This is a genomic window from Citrobacter sp. Cpo109, from assembly GCF_030332565.1.
Lineage (GTDB): Bacteria > Pseudomonadota > Gammaproteobacteria > Enterobacterales > Enterobacteriaceae > Citrobacter > Citrobacter portucalensis.
In genome coordinates, this window is record NZ_JAOWHQ010000066.1 from 97,004 (window position 1) to 116,664 (window position 19,661).

Genomic DNA, 19,661 nt, shown 5'->3' on the forward strand with positions numbered 1-19,661 from the left:
CTTTACCCTTTGTTGTTAATTACAGCCGGCGCCAGTATCTGAACCACCAGCACCAAAACCCACGTAACGATCAGCGGCATGAATACCGCTTTCAAAACAGCCAACGCCACCACCAACAACACCAGCATCGCTAATACCTTGAAGGCTTCGCCGAAAGCGAACGACCAGGCTACTCGGCCCTTCGCTGGTGTATGTACCTGGTGACGCCAGGCAAATATCATAAACAACACATTAGGCAGTAACACTGCCAATCCTCCACACAACGCGGAGATGCCCCAGAAAGGGTCTTTGAGGCTAAACAGCAATCCACTTGCTATTACAACCAGAAGCTGTGTGAGCAAAAGCTTACGAGCAACGTTTCGACTCAAGAGCGACATAGACATCACGTTTTTACTCCTGCTCCCTTCGAGGTATGCCGCGTGTCGTATAAAACGTTCTTTATGGCTTAGAGTCAAGCATCAAAAAGCGGACAAATTATACGGTGCGCCTTCGTGATTTCAAACAATAAGTAGCTAAAAAGTGAATAAATGTTTAAATATTTTTCGCTGCCCCACATTTATTACTTTTAGGCAAACTGTGAACGATCATGCAAAACTGCAAATACCGCGAAAACACTGGCGTCAAAGCGTGCACCAGATCACATATTGAACATATTCACCTTCGCATAATTTATTTACGTGGCAATTGATGCCTTTTCATCTTTTTGATATTTAAGCGTAAAAATAGCCACTATTTCAAAAACAACGCCTAACAACAAAAAAACCGCTCATTGACATTTATAATAAAAAATTAACACGAACGGTGATTCTTACGTTCTATTTTTAGCAGACTGATATTTTCACAGCTGACTTGTTTCGCTTTTAACAAAAAACGGTACGTTATAGTTATGATGCAAAACCGTAAGGCACTAGTGAAATGTAACGACATTTAACCACACTATTACCTATGACTTTTAACACCTGAAAAGCCGTTTTTTCTCTATTTTTTTTGATAAAAATTAAATTTTGTTTGGCTTAATAACCACCAAATGACGTTCACCATCCAACTGCGGAACGCGTAATTTTTCGACGGACTCAACGCTGAATTCTGCTGGCAGCGAATCAATTTCATCTGCAGGCAACTGCCCTTTTAGCGCATAAAAACGCCCATTCTGGCCCGGCAAATGGTGACACCAGCTAACCATATCATTGAGTGAAGCGAAAGCACGGCTAATCACCCCATCAAACGGCGGTTCTGAAGGAAATTCTTCAACACGGCTTTGCACTGGAGTGATGTTAGTAAGCGCAAGCTCATGCTGCACCTGACGCAAGAAACGAACACGTTTTCCCAGGCTATCGAGCAGTGTGAAATGCGCTTCTGGGCGCACGATAGAAAGCGGAATTCCCGGCAGGCCCGGTCCCGTACCTACATCGATAAAACGCTCACCCTTCAGATACGGTGCAACGACAATGCTGTCCAGAATGTGGCGTACCAGCATTTCGTTGGGATCCCGCACCGACGTCAGGTTGTACGCTTTGTTCCATTTGTGCAGCATATCGACATACGCAATCAGCTGATTTTTCTGGTGATCGGTAAGAGAAATACCGGCATCAGCCAGCAGACGAGAGAGTTTGTTGAGCACGGTCGTTACCTGTTAATAATCAAATGCCCGATGCGCTTTCGCTTATCGGGCCTATAAATTCGTACGGCGGGCAAGCGAAGCGCCCCCGCCAAAATAGTGTTATCAAGCGCTGCGGCGCAGCATACCTTGTTTTTTCAGCCATACCAGCAGAATGGAGATGGCGGCAGGCGTTATGCCGGAAATACGCGATGCCTGACCGATCGAGACGGGTTTGTGATCGTTCAGCTTAGCGATAACTTCATTCGACAAGCCAGAAACCTGGCGATAATCCAGCGTTGCAGGCAACAGGGTGTTTTCATTGCGCTGTTGTCTTTCAATTTCTTCCAGCTGACGGGCAATATACCCTTCGTATTTCACCTGAATCTCAACCTGTTCTGCGGCCTGAGCATCATCAAGCGCGGGTGCGAACGCAGATAAAGAGGTCAACTGAGCATAGGTCATATCCGGGCGACGCAGCAGATCTTCACCGCTCGCTTCACGTGACAGAGGTGTAGCCAGGTGAGCATTCACTTCTGCTGCGGACTCCGCTAACGGATTCACCCAGGTTGATTTAAGACGTTGGCGTTCCTGTTCGATACGCTCCAGTTTCTCGTTGAAGCGAGCCCAGCGCTCATCGTCCACCAGACCCAGTTCACGACCAATTTCGGTCAGACGCAGGTCGGCGTTATCTTCACGCAGCATCAAACGGTATTCAGCGCGAGATGTGAACATACGGTACGGTTCTTTGGTACCCAGCGTACACAGGTCGTCCACCAGCACGCCAAGATAAGCCTGATCGCGACGCGGTGCCCACCCCTCTTTTTCAGCAGACAAACGCGCGGCGTTCAGACCAGCCAGCATGCCTTGTGCGGCGGCTTCTTCATAACCAGTTGTACCGTTAATCTGGCCCGCAAAGAACAGACCCTGGATGAATTTGCTTTCCAGAGTAGGTTTTAGATCACGCGGATCGAAGAAATCATACTCAATTGCGTAGCCAGGGCGGACGATTCTGGCATTTTCCATCCCCTGCATGGAGCGGACAATTTGCATCTGCACATCGAACGGCAGGCTGGTGGAGATGCCATTCGGGTAAATTTCGTTAGAGGTTAGACCTTCCGGTTCGAGGAAGATCTGATGCTGGTTACGATCGGCAAAGCGCATCACTTTGTCTTCGATCGACGGGCAGTAGCGTGGGCCGATACCTTCGATCACGCCAGCGTACATTGGGCTACGATCGAGGTTATTGCGGATCACGTCATGGGTTTTCTCATTGGTATGCGTGATGTAACACGGCATCTGGCGCGGATGTTGAGAAGCATCGCCCAAGAATGAGAAGACCGGCATCGGGTTATCGCTGTTTTGCTGGCCGAGCACGCTGAAATCAATCGTGCGCGCATCGATACGCGGCGGTGTACCGGTTTTCAGGCGGCTGACGCGCAGCGGCAGTTCACGCAGACGGCGTGACAGCGGGATGGACGGCGGATCGCCAGCGCGGCCACCGCTGTAGTTATCCAGACCAATATGAATTTTGCCGTCGAGGAAAGTCCCCACGGTTAATACGACCGCTTTGGCACGGAACTTCAGTCCCATTTGGGTTACTGCACCCACAACGCGATCGTTTTCGACAATCAGATCTTCAACCGCCTGCTGGAAGATCATCAGGTTGGGTTGATTCTCCAGCGCAGTGCGTACCGCCTGGCGATAGAGCACACGATCGGCCTGAGCTCGGGTAGCGCGAACGGCTGGCCCTTTGCTTGCGTTTAGTATCCTAAACTGGATACCTGCGTGGTCGATCGCTTTTGCCATCAACCCACCAAGCGCATCCACTTCTTTTACCAGGTGTCCCTTCCCAATACCGCCGATCGCCGGGTTGCAGCTCATCTGCCCCAGAGTGTCGATATTGTGTGTCAAAAGCAGAGTCTGTTGACCCATTCGCGCCGCGGCCATTGCGGCCTCGGTGCCTGCATGACCCCCGCCAATGATGATGACGTCAAAAGGATCCTGATAAAACATGGTAATTGCCTCGCATAACGCGGTGTGAAAATGGATTGAAGCCCGGGCCGTGGATTCTACTCAACTTTAGTCGATGGAGAAAGACCTGGGATCCTGGGTATTAAAAAGAAGATCTTTTTATTTAGAGATCTGTTTTATTGTGATCTCTTATTAGGATCGCACCTTTCTGTGGATAAGGACGATCCTTTAAGTAAGATCAACAGGTTGCTGAGGATCATTAGCTGTGAATGATCGGTGATCCTGGTCCGTATAAGCTGGGATCAGAATGAAGGGTTATACACAACTCAAAAACTGAACAACGGTTGTTCTTGGGATAACTACCGGTTGATCCAAGCTTTTAACCAGAGTTATCCACATAAAAAAGTACGATCTTTACAAAACTCTGAGCAACGGATGCCACGATCCCAGCCAAATTTCAGCCGGATCTTCCGGAATTTCATGTTCCAGTACGTTGATCCTGAGTGTTTCGCCGATCTGTTTCGCCCCACAGGCCTTCAATTCGGCTTCCAGCTTGTCGATTGCGCCGCAAAAGGTGTCATATTCACGACTGCCGATCCCGATTGCACCAAAGCGCACTTGTGACAGGTCCGGCTTTTGCTCGCGTAACGCATCATATAAAGGCTGTAGGTTGTCAGGAATATCTCCCGCACCGTGCGTGGAGCTGATAATCAGCCAGATCCCGTCAGTCGGAACCTCTTCAAGCATTGGCCCATGCAGTATTTCGCTGGAAAAACCGGCGTCGTCCAGCTTTTCAGCCAGATGCTCTGCTACATATTCCGCACTGCCAAGCGTACTACCGCTGATAAGAGTGATGTCTGCCATGATCGCCCACCTTTATAAAGAGGGCGTATTGTACGCTGTGAGCGAGCTGGGATCTACCTGTGGAAAAATAGGGGATTAAAAAAATCGATCATGGCTTGATGGTACGCATGATCGGGTTTTGCAGGACGATCAGGGTTTCAGTGGACTGAATTTCGTCAATTGTTTGGATCTTGTTGATAAGTACCTGCTGCAATGCGTCGATCGACTTGCACATCACCTTAATAAAGATGCTGTAGTGCCCGGTGGTGTAATACGCTTCGGTCACTTCATCGAGGCTTTCCAGTCTGGCCAGCGCTGACGGATAGTCTTTCGCACTTTTCAGGATGATGCCGATAAAGCAGCCGACGTCATAACCCAATTGTTTGGGACTGACATCAATCCGCGCGCCGGTAATAATCCCCGCCTGCTTCATCTTTTCTACGCGAACGTGAATTGTTCCTGGGCTGACGCCGAACTGTTTGGCTAATTCTGCGTAGGCGGTACGAGCATTTTCCATTAAGGCGTCAAGAATGCCGCGGTCCAGATTGTCGATCTGATAATTTTCCATAGGTTTTTCTTATGTAGATTAATGATTCCCTCTATTTTAGACGTAATTTTTAACGAATCAAAATCGAAGTCGGCTTTTTGTTTGTTGATTATTGAATATTACCTCCATTCTGTTGCTTAATCATAGGCAACAGGACACAGGAGTACACATAATGAAAACCGCTTACATTGCCAAACAACGTCAAATTAGCTTCGTAAAATCTCATTTTTCTCGCCAGCTGGAAGAGCGTTTAGGCCTGATCGAAGTTCAGGCGCCGATCCTCAGCCGCGTTGGAGATGGCACGCAGGATAACTTGTCGGGCTGTGAAAAAGCGGTGCAGGTGAAGGTTAAAGCATTGCCAGACGCTCAATTCGAAGTGGTTCATTCACTGGCGAAGTGGAAGCGTCAAACGTTAGGACAACACGACTTTAGCGCAGGCGAGGGGCTGTACACGCACATGAAAGCCCTGCGTCCCGATGAAGATCGCCTCTCCCCGCTGCACTCAGTGTACGTTGACCAGTGGGACTGGGAGCGCGTGATGGGCGACGGTGAGCGTCAATTCTCCACTCTGAAAAGCACGGTAGAGGCTATCTGGGCGGGAATTAAGGCCACCGAAGCTGCGGTTAGCAAAGAGTTTGGTCTGGCACCGTTCCTGCCAGAGCAGATCCACTTTGTTCATAGCCAGGAGCTGTTATCTCGTTATCCGGATCTTGATGCAAAAGGTCGTGAACGTGCGATCGCTAAAGAGCTGGGTGCGGTATTCCTGGTGGGGATCGGCGGCAAGCTCAGTGACGGTCACCGTCATGACGTACGTGCGCCGGATTATGATGACTGGAGTTCAGCGTCCGAGCTGGGTCATGCCGGTCTGAACGGTGATATTCTGGTCTGGAACCCGGTTCTGGAAGATGCGTTTGAGCTGTCTTCTATGGGGATCCGTGTGGATGCTGACGCCCTGAAACACCAGCTGTCTCTGACCGGTGATGAAGATCGCCTGAGTCTGGAGTGGCACCAGGCGCTGCTGCGCGGTGAAATGCCGCAGACAATTGGTGGCGGCATTGGGCAGTCGCGTCTGACCATGCTGTTGCTGCAATTACCGCACATTGGTCAGGTTCAGTGTGGCGTATGGCCGGCCCAGGTTCGTGAAAGCGTCGCTTCTCTGCTGTAACAATTAACGCCGCCAGCGTCTGAGCAGGCGGCTTCGCATCCCGGTATCAAAGCGCCAGATATGATCGAAAATACGCATGATGCCGGGTTTGCCATGTGCTGACATCGCTACCGCATGAAAACGGTGCTGGTGCACCCGCTGTAATTCTCCCACTTTGCTGACTACTTCATCGGGCAATCGCTGAGCGATAAAATCTGAGATAACCACCGCATCGGCATCAAACCATTCCCGACCCTGCATGCGTTCAATAATGGCGCGAAAACAGCTGGCAATATCAGTGCCGCCACGAAAGCGCTGACTTAAAAAGCGGATCGCCTGCTCGATGCCCTCCGGACCGGAAAGCTCATAGCGCACCACTTCTGTTGAAAACAGCATAATGAAACAGCGCCGGTTATCGGCAAGGGCAACGCGCATTAGCGCCAGGCAAAAGGCTTTCGCACACTGCTCATTAAATCCCCCCATCGATCCCGAGGTATCAACGCAGACGATAAAAGGCCCGCGCGGCTGCTCGTCAAAATCCTGATGCACCACCGGACGTTCCGTTACTTTCTCACGCCATGCTTCGCCGTGCAGGCGGTAGGTGAGCAGTTGCTTTTCCACCAGCCGTCGGTAGAACTCGTATTCCAGTTCGGTAATGCCCAGCGTGGCCAGCTCTGGCGGTAGCAGGCGCAGGATATCGTCACTTTGCTGGATGCCATCCACCTGCTCTGGGACGGTTGCAGGTTCGCGCACCAGGGTACGGAAGGTTTCCATTGGCGCATCTTTACGCGGCACGGATTTCGCCTCTCTGGAACGACCTAACTGCTCGGCCAGGCGCTGGAGTTCGGGTTGTTGCGTCAGAAATTCGCCGTATTTCACCATCAACTGATAATCACCGCGCTTGATTTGGCCCGCGCTCATATCCCACAACCGGCCTGCTGCGTTGTCATTTTCTGCCAGTACAGGTTCCAGTTGCCCGCTGAGGGTCATCCGTTCTTGTACTTCACTGAGCAAATGCTCGCGCTCTTCTTCCAGCAGTTGCTGATTCAGCGTTGTGGTTTGCACCACCAGGCTCAGGCGCCAGCGCTGGAGAAAAAGCGTATGTAGGGCGGGTGTAAAGGTACTGTTGTCATTAACCAGTTGCTGCGCTTGCCCGGCCCAGGGCGAATGGAGGCGGTGTAATAGCGACAATATTTGCGGTAACTGGACGATAAACTGCGCATGAGAGAGGAGCTGGCTTTGTTGATAGCATATGACCTCTTCCATCAGCTCCGGCGGTACGTGGGTATCTTTGAGGCGGCTACGCAATGATTCACGCCAGCGGGGAATGTCGTCAGTGATCGCTTTTTTAAGGCGAGGAAATTTTTTAAAAAATACCACCATCTTTGGGGAAGCCAGCAGGGCGACGATCATCTCTTCGATCATCGCCTCTTCGCTGACTGCCAGCATGATGTTGAGCGTATCAAGGGTCAGCATTGTTGCGCCTGGCGGATTTGCGCCCCGACATCCTGCAGGCTGGCCTCAATGCGGCCTAACCAGTCGCTATGAATAAACAGGCATTTTTGCTGTTCGCTGAATGCGCTGTGCTGCTGATGCCACTCGTTATCGAGCACCTCAAGCTCCTGTTTTATCTCTGCGGGCATACTCTCTTGCGAAGCACCCGGCAGCGCCAGGCGAGAACCTTGTAAACTGACATCGCGCACAACCAGATGCTGTGCGCTATCGACTTCCATATTCAGCGTTTGGGCAAAGCCTATTCCGTTTAGTTTTCCGCGGATCTCACCGCCTTTTGTTAGCCACAGTTCCAGTGCGCCACGTTCGAAAGCTATATGGATAACCTCCATATCATGCAGTTTTAAAGGCTTTTGCAGCAGTAATGTCACGACAGAAGACGAGGCTTCTGGCGGTAAATCATAATGAGGACGACGGCTGAACATTCCGCCCTGGCGGATCACCGTGAACGCCGTTTTGTCGCTTTGCTGCTGCTGGAGCTGAATGCGGCGCTGCACAATGCTGCCCAGGCGCGTCAGCATGGCTTGCTGTTGCCAGGCGTGTCCGGTCATCAATATTTCAAGCTGTTGTTGCATCAGATTCAGGCTTTGTGCGTCGTACCACAGGCAATCTTTCAGCAGGATCAGGTCGATAGGTACTACCGCATCGCGTCCGCTAAAGAAAGCACTGGCCTGGAGTAAGCGGATCGCTTTTTTCCAGCGACGATCGGACACATAAGGTGCATTCGGTAACACGTCCAACTGCTGGCGCAGCGTGAAAATGAGCTCAAACACGCGATCGGGAAGCTTGATCGCACTAATGTCTTTTTGCCACTGGTGATACTCTTCATCCGTCACCTGCAATGATGCCGGGACCGGATTGTCGCTTTCATCCTGCTGACTTAACAGCATGGAGCGGAAATTGGCCTTGTCCTGAACTTTATCCAGCCACAGACGAATCAGCATACGGTCGTACAGCGCTTCCAGGCTGCTGTCGGCTTCAGGCAGTTCGTTGGAAGCAGCCACCAGCAGACGCATCGGAATTTTTTCTTCATACGCGCCGTTACGGAAATGACGTTCGTTAATGGCGGTCAACAGGGTGTTAAGAATTGCCGGGCCTGCTTTCCAGATTTCATCGAGAAAAACGATTTCAGCTTCAGGAAGATAGCCCGCCGTTAAGCGTTCATAGCGACCTTCGTCTTTTAACGCCTGAATGGACAGCGGACCAAACACCTCTTCGGGCGTAGAGAAGCGCGTCATCAGGTATTCAAAAGCGCGTGCGTTTTGGAAGGCAAACTTCAGTCGGCGGGCAATTAAGCTTTTTGCGATCCCCGGGGGGCCTAATAAGAAAACGCTCTCGCCGCTGAGTGCTGCCAGCAGACACAGACGAATGGCGTGGCTACGTTCATAAAGTCCCTTTTCCAGCGCATTGCTCAGACGGGAAATTCTTTCCGCTAATAAATGTGGGTGAGCCATAATGAAGTGGCGTCCTTTCGCCAAATGTACTGCATAAACTGCGAGTATAGATGCTTCACACCATTGCAGTAATAGACTGAAGGTGCGCTTATTTTTCTTTGAGCCAGATTAATCTGGTCTCATTTAGGGGTACGATTTTGTGATTAATCGTGCATACTGTGCGCCTTTTTGTGGGCCAAGGGACGACGCACACATTTCTTATATATACACCAAATCAATCAAGCTGCACCAAGGCGGCAATGGAGTTTTCTTCTGGGATGGGGGGAATAACGAATGCAGCCCACACGGAGTGGCTTGAAAGATGATGTGTATAAACGAAAGACGAGTCTATGAGCACTGATAATAAACAATCATTGTCTGCGATTACCCTTGCGGCCATTGGGGTTGTCTACGGTGATATTGGTACCAGCCCACTTTATACGCTTCGTGAATGTTTGTCCGGCCAGTTTGGTTTTGGCGTTGAACGTGATGCCGTATTTGGTTTTCTCTCGCTGATTTTCTGGCTGCTGATCTTTGTTGTCTCCATTAAATACCTGACGTTTGTCATGCGCGCAGATAACGCCGGAGAAGGCGGGATCCTGACGCTGATGTCATTGGCCGGGCGCAATACCTCGGCGCGAACAACCTCCATGCTGGTCATTATGGGATTGATAGGCGGCAGCTTCTTTTATGGTGAAGTGGTGATTACGCCAGCCATTTCGGTGATGTCTGCGATTGAAGGTCTGGAGATAGTTGCCCCGCAACTGGATACCTGGATTGTTCCGCTCTCAATAATTGTGCTGACCCTGCTGTTTTTGATTCAAAAACACGGTACCGGTATGGTCGGTAAGCTGTTTGCGCCGATTATGCTGCTATGGTTCCTGACGCTCGCGGTATTAGGCGTGCGCAGTATTATTGGCAATCCGGAAGTACTGCAGGCGCTCAATCCGTATTGGGCGGTGCATTTCTTCCTCGAATTTAAAACGCTGTCCTTTATCGCGCTGGGTGCGGTGGTGCTGTCGATTACCGGTGTTGAAGCGCTGTATGCGGATATGGGCCACTTCGGTAAATTGCCGATTCGTCTGGCATGGTTTTCCGTGGTATTGCCTTCACTGGTGCTGAACTATTTTGGGCAGGGCGCGTTGCTGTTAAAGCATCCCGAAGCGATCAAAAACCCGTTTTTCCTGCTGGCGCCGGACTGGGCATTAATTCCATTGTTGATCCTCGCCGCGCTGGCAACGGTCATCGCCTCTCAGGCGGTTATCTCCGGCGTCTTCTCGCTGACGCGTCAGGCCGTACGTCTGGGGTATTTATCGCCGATGCGTATCATCCATACCTCGGAAATGGAATCGGGCCAGATTTACATTCCTTTCGTTAACTGGATGCTCTATTTTGCGGTAGTTATCGTGATAGTGAGCTTTGAACACTCCAGTAACCTTGCTGCGGCGTATGGGATTGCGGTAACGGGGACGATGGTACTGACTTCAATTCTGTCGACCACCGTGGCGCGCAAAAACTGGCACTGGAATAAATACTTCGTCTTCCTGATCCTGGTGGCGTTCTTGTGCGTCGATGTTCCGCTGTTCTCCGCGAACCTCGATAAGCTTATTTCCGGCGGTTGGCTGCCTCTGACGCTGGGTCTGGTGATGTTCACCATCATGACCACCTGGAAAAGCGAACGCTTCCGTCTGCTGCGTCGCATGCATGAGCACGGTAACTCTCTGGAGGCGATGATTGCTTCTCTGGAGAAATCGCCACCGGTACGCGTGCCGGGAACGGCGGTGTATATGTCCCGCGCACTGAACGTCATCCCGTTTGCACTTCTGCATAACCTCAAGCATAACAAGGTGCTGCATGAGCGCGTTATTCTGCTGACGCTGCGCACGGAAGATGCGCCCTATGTTCACAACGTGCGTAGAGTGCAGATTGAGCAGTTATCGCCCACCTTCTGGCGCGTGGTGGCCAGCTACGGTTGGCGCGAAACGCCGAACGTGGAGGAAGTGTTCCATCGCTGCGGTCTGGAAGGCTTAAGCTGTCGGATGATGGAAACGTCCTTCTTCATGTCGCATGAGTCGTTGATTGTTGGCAAGCGGCCATGGTACCTGCGTCTGCGCGGCAAGCTGTATCTGCTGCTACAGCGCAACGCGCTGCGCGCGCCGGACCAGTTTGAAATCCCACCGAACCGGGTTATTGAGCTTGGTACTCAGGTAGAGATTTAATCTCATCGACGCCCTCTTTCATCGCGAAAGGGGGCGTTTTGTTTTGCCCCTCTCAGTTTTCATTTCATCGAATGATAATCCTTGCGAAACGTTTCGATGGCGATCACATTTTCGTAACGTCGCGGTGGTTTTCTGTCCACTCTTCGCACTACACTTATCTCCAGCGAAACGTTTCGCTAGTGGGGAAAGAAAATGAAGAAAGGCACGGTACTCAACTCTGAAATTTCAACGGTGATCTCCCGTCTGGGGCATACCGATACGCTGGTGGTGTGTGATGCAGGTTTACCCATCCCGAACAGCACAACGCGTATTGATATGGCATTAACCCAGGGCGTACCTTCTTTTATGCAGGTACTGGATGTGGTCACACGTGAAATGCAGGTCGAGGCGGCCATTCTCGCGTCGGAAATTAAACAACATAATCCGCAACTCCACGAAACGTTGCTCAGCCACATTGAGCAACTGCAACAACACCAGGGAAACACCATAGAAATTCGTTACACCACGCATGAACAATTCAAAAAACAAACCGCAGACAGTCAGGCGGTAATTCGCAGCGGAGAATGTTCTCCGTATGCGAATATTATTCTCTGTGCTGGCGTCACGTTCTGAGGCCATCATGAACGCATTACTGCAACTTAAAGGGATCGATAAAGCGTTCCCGGGCGTAAAAGCGCTATCCGGCGCCGCGTTGAATGTCTACCCTGGCCGCGTAATGGCGCTGGTGGGCGAAAATGGCGCGGGCAAATCTACCATGATGAAAGTGCTGACCGGGATCTATACCCGTGATGCCGGTTCTTTATTGTGGCTGGGGAAAGAGACCACCTTTAACGGCCCTAAATCCTCTCAGGAAGCTGGTATCGGTATCATCCACCAGGAGCTGAACCTGATCCCGCAACTCACTATCGCCGAGAACATTTTTCTTGGCCGTGAGTTTGTGAATCGCTTTGGCAAAATTGACTGGAAGAAGATGTACGCCGAAGCCGATCTGCTGCTCGCCAAACTGAATCTGCGCTTTAAAAGCGACAGACTGGTTGGTGAGCTATCGATTGGCGATCAGCAGATGGTCGAAATTGCCAAAGTGCTGAGCTTTGAATCGAAAGTCATCATTATGGATGAACCGACGGATGCCCTCACCGATACCGAAACCGAATCCCTGTTCCGCGTCATCCGCGAACTGAAATCCCAGGGACGCGGCATTGTCTATATTTCTCACCGTATGAAAGAGATCTTCGAGATTTGCGACGACGTAACCGTCTTCCGTGACGGGCAGTTTATTGCCGAGCGTGAAGTCGCCTCGCTGACTGAAGACTCGCTGATTGAAATGATGGTGGGACGTAAACTGGAAGATCAGTACCCGCGCCTGGAAAAAGCGCCGGGTGATATTCGCCTGAAGGTCGATAACCTGTGTGGCCCTGGCGTAAACGATGTTTCGTTCACGCTGCGTAAAGGCGAGATCCTTGGCGTATCCGGGCTGATGGGGGCCGGACGAACCGAACTGATGAAAGTGTTGTACGGCGCATTGCCGCGCACCAGCGGTTACGTCACGCTTGATGGCCATGAAGTGGTTACCCGTTCGCCGCAGGATGGGTTGGCTAACGGCATCGTCTATATTTCTGAAGACCGTAAACGCGATGGTTTAGTGCTGGGCATGTCGGTGAAAGAGAACATGTCACTGACCGCGCTGCGTTATTTCAGCCGCGCCGGTGGAAGCCTTAAACATAAAGATGAGCAGCAGGCGGTGGGTGATTTTATTCGTCTGTTCAATGTTAAAACACCATCAATGGAACAGGCTATCGGTCTGCTGTCCGGTGGTAACCAGCAGAAAGTGGCGATTGCGCGCGGTCTGATGACGCGGCCAAAAGTGCTGATCCTTGATGAACCAACGCGCGGCGTTGACGTTGGAGCCAAGAAAGAAATCTATCAGCTTATCAACCAGTTTAAGGCTGACGGGCTGAGCATCATTCTGGTCTCCTCTGAGATGCCAGAAGTATTGGGCATGAGCGATCGAATTATCGTTATGCATGAAGGGCATCTCGGCGGTGAGTTCACTCGCGAGCAGGCCACTCAGGAAGTATTAATGGCTGCCGCTGTGGGCAAGCTTAATCGCGTGAATCAGGAGTAAAAAAGATGACTACCCAGGCTGTTTCTGGTCGCCGTTATTTCACTAAAGCATGGCTTCTGGAGCAAAAGTCGCTCATCGCTCTGTTAGTGCTGATCGCGATTGTTTCCACCATGAGCCCTAACTTTTTTACCGTTAATAACCTTTTCAACATTCTCCAGCAAACGTCGGTGAACGCTATCATGGCCGTTGGCATGACGCTGGTTATCCTGACGTCAGGTATCGATCTGTCCGTCGGTTCCTTGCTGGCGCTTACCGGCGCGGTTGCGGCTTCAATTGTAGGGATTGAGGTCAATGCGCTGGTGGCTGTTGCTGCAGCCCTGGCGCTCGGCGCTGCCATTGGTGCAGTCACCGGGGTGATTGTTGCGAAAGGTCGGGTGCAGGCGTTTATTGCAACGCTGGTGATGATGCTGCTGCTGCGCGGCGTGACCATGGTGTACACCAACGGCAGTCCGGTTAATACCGGATTTACTGACAATGCCGATCTGTTTGGCTGGTTTGGTATTGGTCGTCCGTTAGGCATCCCTACGCCAGTGTGGATCATGGGGATTGTCTTCCTCGCGGCGTGGTACATGCTGCACCACACTCGTCTGGGCCGTTATATCTACGCGCTGGGCGGTAACGAAGCGGCAACGCGTTTGTCTGGTATCAGCGTCAGTAAAATCAAAATTATCGTTTACTCACTGTGCGGTCTGCTGGCATCGCTGGCGGGCATCATTGAAGTCGCGCGCCTCTCCTCTGCGCAACCAACAGCAGGTACTGGCTATGAGCTGGATGCGATCGCAGCGGTGGTGTTAGGCGGTACCAGCCTGGCGGGTGGTAAAGGACGTATTGTTGGGACGCTGATCGGCGCATTGATTCTTGGTTTCCTCAATAATGGTTTGAATTTGTTAGGTGTATCCTCCTATTACCAGATGATCGTCAAAGCGGTGGTGATTTTGCTGGCGGTACTGGTAGACAACAAAAAGCAGTAACAACGATTACAGGACATCTTAAATATGAACATGAAAAAACTGGCTACCCTGGTTTCTGCTGTTGCGCTGAGCGCCACCGTGAGCGCGAATGCGATGGCGAAAGATACCATTGCGCTGGTGGTCTCCACCCTCAACAACCCGTTCTTTGTTTCTCTGAAGGATGGGGCGCAAAAAGAGGCGGATAAGCTGGGTTACAACCTGGTGATTCTGGACTCGCAGAATAACCCGGCGAAAGAGCTGGCTAACGTTCAGGACTTAACGGTTCGTGGAACTAAAATTCTGCTGATCAACCCGACTGACTCTGATGCCGTTGGTAATGCTGTGAAGATGGCTAACCAGGCAAAAATTCCGGTTATTACCCTTGACCGTGTTGCCTCCAAAGGCGAAGTGGTAAGCCACATTGCGTCTGATAACGTGTTGGGTGGCAAAATTGCGGGTGATTACATCGCGAAGAAAGCCGGTGAAGGCGCGAAAGTTATCGAACTGCAGGGGATTGCCGGAACTTCAGCGGCGCGTGAGCGTGGTGAAGGTTTCCAGCAGGCCGTTGCGGCACACAAATTTAACGTACTGGCCAGCCAGCCGGCAGACTTCGACCGCACCAAAGGTCTGAACGTCATGCAGAACCTGCTGACCGCGCATCCTGATGTGCAGGCCGTATTTGCCCAGAACGATGAAATGGCGCTGGGTGCGCTGCGCGCACTGCAAACCGCGGGTAAATCTGATGTGATGGTGGTTGGATTTGACGGCACTCCAGATGGCGAAAAAGCAGTAAATGATGGCAAACTGGCTGCGACTATTGCTCAGTTGCCGGATCAGATCGGCGCGAAAGGCGTTGAGACTGCGGATAAAGTCCTGAAAGGCGAGAAGGTTCAGGCTAAATATCCGGTTGACCTGAAGCTGGTCATCAAGCAGTAATACCGATTCAGGTCACTCGCGGCCTGATGGAGACATAAATACGCCATCCCCGTATCTGATTTTGGGGATGAAAGCGTAAAAAGAAAAGCAGGGCACGCGCCACCCTAACCCGGTGGCGCACTTTGACTTGGAACACCAAATATGAAAACCGCAGGCAACCTCGTTGTTCTTGGCAGTATCAATGCCGATCACATCCTTAACCTTAACTCTTTCCCGACACCTGGTGAAACCGTAACTGGTAGCCATTATCAGGTCGCATTTGGCGGTAAAGGCGCGAATCAGGCTGTTGCTGCGGGTCGTAGTGGCGCGAATATCGCATTCATTGCCTGTACGGGCGATGATGATATTGGTGAAAGTGTGCGTAAACAGTTAGCCAAAGATAACATCGATATCGCGCCGATTAGCGTAATTTCGGGGGAATCGACCGGTGTGGCGTTGATTTTTGTGAATGGTGAAGGTGAGAACGTTATCGGCATTCATGCCGGAGCGAACGCAGCTCTTTCGCCAGCGCTGGTGGAAGCGCAGCATGAGCGTATTGCTCAGGCGTCCGCCTTACTTATGCAGTTAGAATCGCCGATCGAAAGCGTACTGACTGCAGCAAAGATTGCACATCAAAATAAGACCATGGTCGCCCTGAACCCGGCACCGGCACGTGAACTTTCTGATGAACTGCTGGCGCTGGTGGATATTATTACCCCGAATGAAACCGAGGCTGAAAAGCTGACGGGGATCCGGGTCGAAAATGATGAAGACGCGGCCAAAGCGGCGCAGGCATTGCACGCTAAAGGTATCCATACTGTACTGATTACTTTAGGTAGTCGCGGTGTGTGGGCCAGCGTTAATGGCGAAGGTCAGCGTGTGCCCGGTTTTAAAGTGGAAGCCGTTGATACTATTGCCGCTGGAGACACCTTTAATGGCGCGTTAATTACAGCGTTGCTGGAAGAGACTCCGCTGCCTGAAGCGATCCGTTTTGCGCATGCCGCTGCGGCGATAGCGGTTACCCGTAAAGGCGCACAGCCTTCCGTTCCGTGGCGCGAAGAAATAGAAGCGTTTTTAAGTCAACAGAGGTAACGCTTGGCTACAATGAAGGACGTCGCCCGCCTGGCGGGTGTTTCCACGTCGACGGTTTCTCACGTCATTAATAAAGATCGCTTTGTCAGTGAGTCCGTCACTGACAAAGTAGAAGCTGCAATTAAAGCGCTGAACTACGCGCCCTCAGCGCTGGCGCGTAGCCTCAAGTTAAACCAGACCCGCACGATTGGCATGTTAATCACTGCCAGTACCAATCCCTTCTATTCTGAACTAGTGCGCGGCGTTGAACGTAGCTGTTTTGAGCGCGGCTACAGTCTGGTGCTGTGCAATACCGAAGGCGATGAACAGCGCATGAACCGTAATCTGGAAACTCTGATGCAAAAACGTGTGGACGGCTTGTTGCTGCTCTGCACCGAAACACATCAGCCTTCCAGAGAGATAATGCAGCGTTATCCTTCTATACCGACCGTGATGATGGACTGGTCGCCTTTTGATGGTGAAAGCGATCTGATTCAGGATAATTCCTTGCTGGGCGGGGATTTAGCCACGCAACATCTTATCGAAAAAGGTTTTACGCGCATTGCCTGCATCACCGGGCCGCTGGATAAAACCCCGGCGCGTTTGCGTCTGGAAGGATATCGGGCAGCAATGAAGCGGGCGGGGTTGCCTGTTCCGGAAGGCTACGAGATTACCGGTGACTTTGAATTCGGCGGCGGCTTTGAAGCTATGCAAACGTTGCTGTCGCATAAACAGCGACCGCAGGCCGTTTTTACAGGCAATGATGCAATGGCAGTTGGCGCGTATCAGGCTCTGTACCAGTCAGGATTGCGCATTCCGCAGGATATGGCTGTGGTGGGTTACGATGATATCGAGCTGGCGCGCTATATGACGCCGCCCCTGACGACCATCCACCAACCAAAAGATGAATTGGGCGAACTGGCCATCGATGTATTAATTCACCGGATGGCGCAGCCCGCATTACAGCAACAGCGTTTGCAGCTTACTCCTGTTCTGATGGAGCGGGGGTCGGTTTAGGTTTGTGCCGATCTTTGATCAGGTTACGTCCATCTTTGGCTTTTAGCAGCATGAACATCAGCGCGGATATTACCGTGATAGCGCCCATCGTCATAAAGGTGTAGTGGAACTGCTCGACCGTATTGGTTCCTTCCATACCTTCATAGATACGCAGAACGGCGGCGCTGATGGCAACCCCTAAACTGATTGATAACTGCTGAGTAACGGCCAATACGCTGTTGCCGCTGCTGGCGTTTTCATCGGTCAGATCCGCCAGAGTGATGGTATTCATTGAAGTAAACTGGGTGGACATAGCCATACCTAAAATGAACAACGGCAGGATTAGCATCCAGACCGGCATGGCAGGAGATTGCAAAGCGAACTGCGCAATCATCAGGCCGATAAATACCGTAACACCCACCAATGTGGTCCTGTAGCCGAGTTTGCGCAGAACCTGCGTCACCATGGATTTTGCCAGAATTGAACCTAACGCTGTTGGCGCCATCATGCAGCCGGCTATCAGAGCCGGATATCCAAATCCTACCTGCAACATCAGCGGCATTAAGAAGGGCACGCAGCCTGTGCCCAGGCGAGTGGCGAGGTTTCCGGCGATCCCAACAGAAAAGGTCCGAGTCTTAAATATCGGAAGCGATATCAGCGGCGTTGGGTGGCGACGCGCATGGCGAATATAGGCGAGTAGTAACAACACACTGGCAAGAATAATACCGAGTGCGACCCAGGTCTCGACAAGCTTCTCACCGAACAATTCAACGCCGCTGGAAAACAACACCAGGCTCAAACCAAACAGAAAGAAACCGGTCATATCAAAACCGCGGCGTGGCGTGGTGAAGTTCGGCATATATTTGCGGGCATAGAAGATACCGGCAATGCCAATTGGAATATTAATCAGGAAGATCCAGTGCCAACTGGCCCATGTAACCAGTACACCGCCCAATACCGGACCTAAAATCGGCCCCACAAGTCCTGGCATGGTGACGAAGTTAAGCACGGGAAGCAGTTCGCTGCGGGGGTAAGCACGCAATAACGCCAGACGGGCAACGGGCATCATCATGGCGCCACCGATTCCCTGAATGACACGGAAAATCACCAGTTCGCTTAGGGAGCTGGACAGCGCACAGGCCAGCGATCCCAATGTAAACAGGCTAACGGCAATCATAAAGACGCGTCGGGTACCAAATCGGTCTGCCAGCCAACCACTTACCGGGATCAGCATCGCGACAGTCAGGGTATAGCTGATAATAGCCGACTGCATGGCGAGTGGAGAGCGGTTAAGACTATGTGCTATTGCGGGTAGGGCGGTATTGAGGATCGTGGCGTCTAGTGCCTGCATAAAAAAGGCCATGGCTGCTATCCACGGTAGCCCGGCCATACTGCGTGATTTCTTTTCTGACATATTATTTATCCGGTAGCACGTTCGGTGCTATCAGCAATGCCTGACAGGCAGCAAAGGCGCGATCGCCATCGTTATCATCTATTGCGTCGACAATGGCCTGGTGCAAATCCAGTTTCACCACATCGTTATAGGTAATAGAGGTAAAGTAGGTCTGGTAAACCGAATGGAACAGAGATGCAAAGGAAATAAGGAACGGATTCGCACTCATTTCATAGATGTGCTCATGCCAGGCGATATCAACCTCAATCCAGCGTTCGCGTCTGAAGTTTCTTTTCAGCTCGACCATCTCTTCCATCAACGTGTTGAGGTGCGCTTTCTGTTCAGCCGTACCTATGGTCGCTGCCAGTAAGCACGCCTGAGGCTCCAGGCTGATACGCATCACCAGAAAATGTTTAATGACCTGCGGGAAATTATCTTCTGTCATCCACCAGGTGAGCAGCTCCTGGTCAAGGAAGTTCCAGTTTGCTTGCGGCATGACGCGTGTACCAATACGTGGGCGCGGTAATACCATACCTTTTGCCGTTAATGTTTTTACTGCTTCTCTTACCGCGGTGCGACTCACGCCAAACTGATCGCCCAGCTCTATTTCGCCAGGCAATATCGCACCCGGCGCGTATTCACCTTTTAATATTCGCTGAGCCAGCTTTTCGGCCAGAACGTAGGACAAGTTTTTCTGTGCGGCTAGCTGTTGGGCATTTAACGGCATGAATGTTCTTCCTTACTCTTTTTCTTATTCATTAGTATGCCACCTGGAAGTGTGATTGCGGCTGCAAAAACGGCAATTTGCTTATTTTATGGCATGTTAATGGTTGTTTTGGTGAAAAAACACGCACTCGGAAAGTTATTTTAAATTTCCCCTTGTCAGCCTGAAATAACTCCCTATAATGCGCCTCCACTGACACGGAACAACGGATTACAAGC

General features: G+C 51.4%; 17 protein-coding genes. 8 read left to right on the forward strand and 9 right to left on the reverse strand.

Annotated elements, in window-relative coordinates; all coding sequences use genetic code 11:
* Positions 1-2: 2 nt before the first annotated feature.
* The 5 genes from atpI to asnC form a co-directional block, all read right to left on the reverse strand.
* Positions 3-383, reverse strand: a complete 381-nt coding sequence (gene atpI / locus OGY71_RS16615) for a F0F1 ATP synthase subunit I (RefSeq protein WP_003827019.1) — start codon at positions 381-383, stop codon at positions 3-5.
* Between the two features lie 614 nt (positions 384-997).
* A complete protein-coding gene (gene rsmG, locus OGY71_RS16620; RefSeq protein ID WP_003827017.1) occupies positions 998-1,621 on the reverse strand; it encodes a 16S rRNA (guanine(527)-N(7))-methyltransferase RsmG in 624 nt (207 codons plus the stop codon).
* Positions 1,622-1,723: 102 nt separating this feature from the next.
* Complete coding sequence (mnmG, locus tag OGY71_RS16625; RefSeq protein WP_003827014.1) at positions 1,724-3,613, reverse strand: tRNA uridine-5-carboxymethylaminomethyl(34) synthesis enzyme MnmG; 1,890 nt, start codon at positions 3,611-3,613, stop codon at positions 1,724-1,726.
* Between the two features lie 372 nt (positions 3,614-3,985).
* Complete coding sequence (mioC, locus tag OGY71_RS16630) at positions 3,986-4,435, reverse strand: FMN-binding protein MioC (RefSeq protein ID WP_197385410.1); 450 nt, start codon at positions 4,433-4,435, stop codon at positions 3,986-3,988.
* Between the two features lie 88 nt (positions 4,436-4,523).
* The gene (gene asnC / locus OGY71_RS16635) at positions 4,524-4,982 is read right to left on the reverse strand and encodes a transcriptional regulator AsnC (protein ID WP_003023780.1); all 459 of its coding nucleotides are present in this window, start codon (positions 4,980-4,982) and stop codon (positions 4,524-4,526) included.
* A gap of 151 nt (positions 4,983-5,133) precedes the next feature.
* Here asnC and asnA point away from each other — a divergent pair, with 151 nt between their 5' ends.
* Entirely contained in the window at positions 5,134-6,126 is a 993-nt protein-coding gene (asnA, locus tag OGY71_RS16640) for an aspartate--ammonia ligase (RefSeq protein WP_003827009.1), read from the forward strand.
* Between the two features lie 3 nt (positions 6,127-6,129).
* Here the strand turns inward: asnA and viaA are convergent, their stop codons facing one another.
* Both viaA and ravA read right to left on the reverse strand, forming a co-directional pair.
* Positions 6,130-7,581, reverse strand: a complete 1,452-nt coding sequence (viaA, locus tag OGY71_RS16645; protein ID WP_197385409.1) for an ATPase RavA stimulator ViaA — start codon at positions 7,579-7,581, stop codon at positions 6,130-6,132.
* Positions 7,575-9,071 (reverse strand): ATPase RavA, encoded by a 1,497-nt coding sequence (gene ravA / locus OGY71_RS16650; RefSeq protein ID WP_149335700.1) that lies wholly within the window; start codon positions 9,069-9,071, stop codon positions 7,575-7,577. Before ravA ends, viaA begins: the two co-directional genes overlap by 7 nt.
* Positions 9,072-9,400: 329 nt before the next feature.
* Here ravA and kup point away from each other — a divergent pair, with 329 nt between their 5' ends.
* The 7 genes from kup (at position 9,401) to rbsR (ending at position 17,347) form a co-directional block, all read left to right on the forward strand.
* Entirely contained in the window at positions 9,401-11,269 is a 1,869-nt protein-coding gene (kup, locus tag OGY71_RS16655) for a low affinity potassium transporter Kup (protein ID WP_003827003.1), read from the forward strand.
* 192 nt (positions 11,270-11,461) lie between these two features.
* The gene (gene rbsD, locus OGY71_RS16660) at positions 11,462-11,881 is read left to right on the forward strand and encodes a D-ribose pyranase (RefSeq protein WP_003827001.1); all 420 of its coding nucleotides are present in this window, start codon (positions 11,462-11,464) and stop codon (positions 11,879-11,881) included.
* Between the two features lie 7 nt (positions 11,882-11,888).
* A complete protein-coding gene (gene rbsA / locus OGY71_RS16665) occupies positions 11,889-13,394 on the forward strand; it encodes a ribose ABC transporter ATP-binding protein RbsA (RefSeq protein WP_003023764.1) in 1,506 nt (501 codons plus the stop codon).
* Between the two features lie 5 nt (positions 13,395-13,399).
* Positions 13,400-14,365, forward strand: a complete 966-nt coding sequence (gene rbsC / locus OGY71_RS16670) for a ribose ABC transporter permease (RefSeq protein WP_003826999.1) — start codon at positions 13,400-13,402, stop codon at positions 14,363-14,365.
* Between the two features lie 24 nt (positions 14,366-14,389).
* Complete coding sequence (gene rbsB, locus OGY71_RS16675) at positions 14,390-15,280, forward strand: ribose ABC transporter substrate-binding protein RbsB (protein ID WP_003023760.1); 891 nt, start codon at positions 14,390-14,392, stop codon at positions 15,278-15,280.
* Positions 15,281-15,421: 141 nt separating this feature from the next.
* Positions 15,422-16,351, forward strand: coding sequence for a ribokinase (gene rbsK, locus OGY71_RS16680; protein ID WP_003826997.1), 930 nt, complete (start codon positions 15,422-15,424; stop codon positions 16,349-16,351).
* A 3-nt stretch (positions 16,352-16,354) separates the two neighbouring features.
* Positions 16,355-17,347, forward strand: a complete 993-nt coding sequence (gene rbsR, locus OGY71_RS16685) for a ribose operon transcriptional repressor RbsR (protein ID WP_003023757.1) — start codon at positions 16,355-16,357, stop codon at positions 17,345-17,347.
* Here the strand turns inward: rbsR and mdtD are convergent.
* Positions 17,313-18,740: a multidrug transporter subunit MdtD gene (gene mdtD, locus OGY71_RS16690; protein ID WP_003826995.1), complete on the reverse strand. Its 1,428-nt coding sequence runs from the start codon at positions 18,738-18,740 to the stop codon at positions 17,313-17,315. The genes rbsR and mdtD overlap by 35 nt on opposite strands.
* A 1-nt stretch (position 18,741) precedes the next feature.
* Complete coding sequence (locus OGY71_RS16695; protein ID WP_003023753.1) at positions 18,742-19,446, reverse strand: FadR/GntR family transcriptional regulator; 705 nt, start codon at positions 19,444-19,446, stop codon at positions 18,742-18,744.
* Positions 19,447-19,661: the final 215 nt, after the last annotated feature.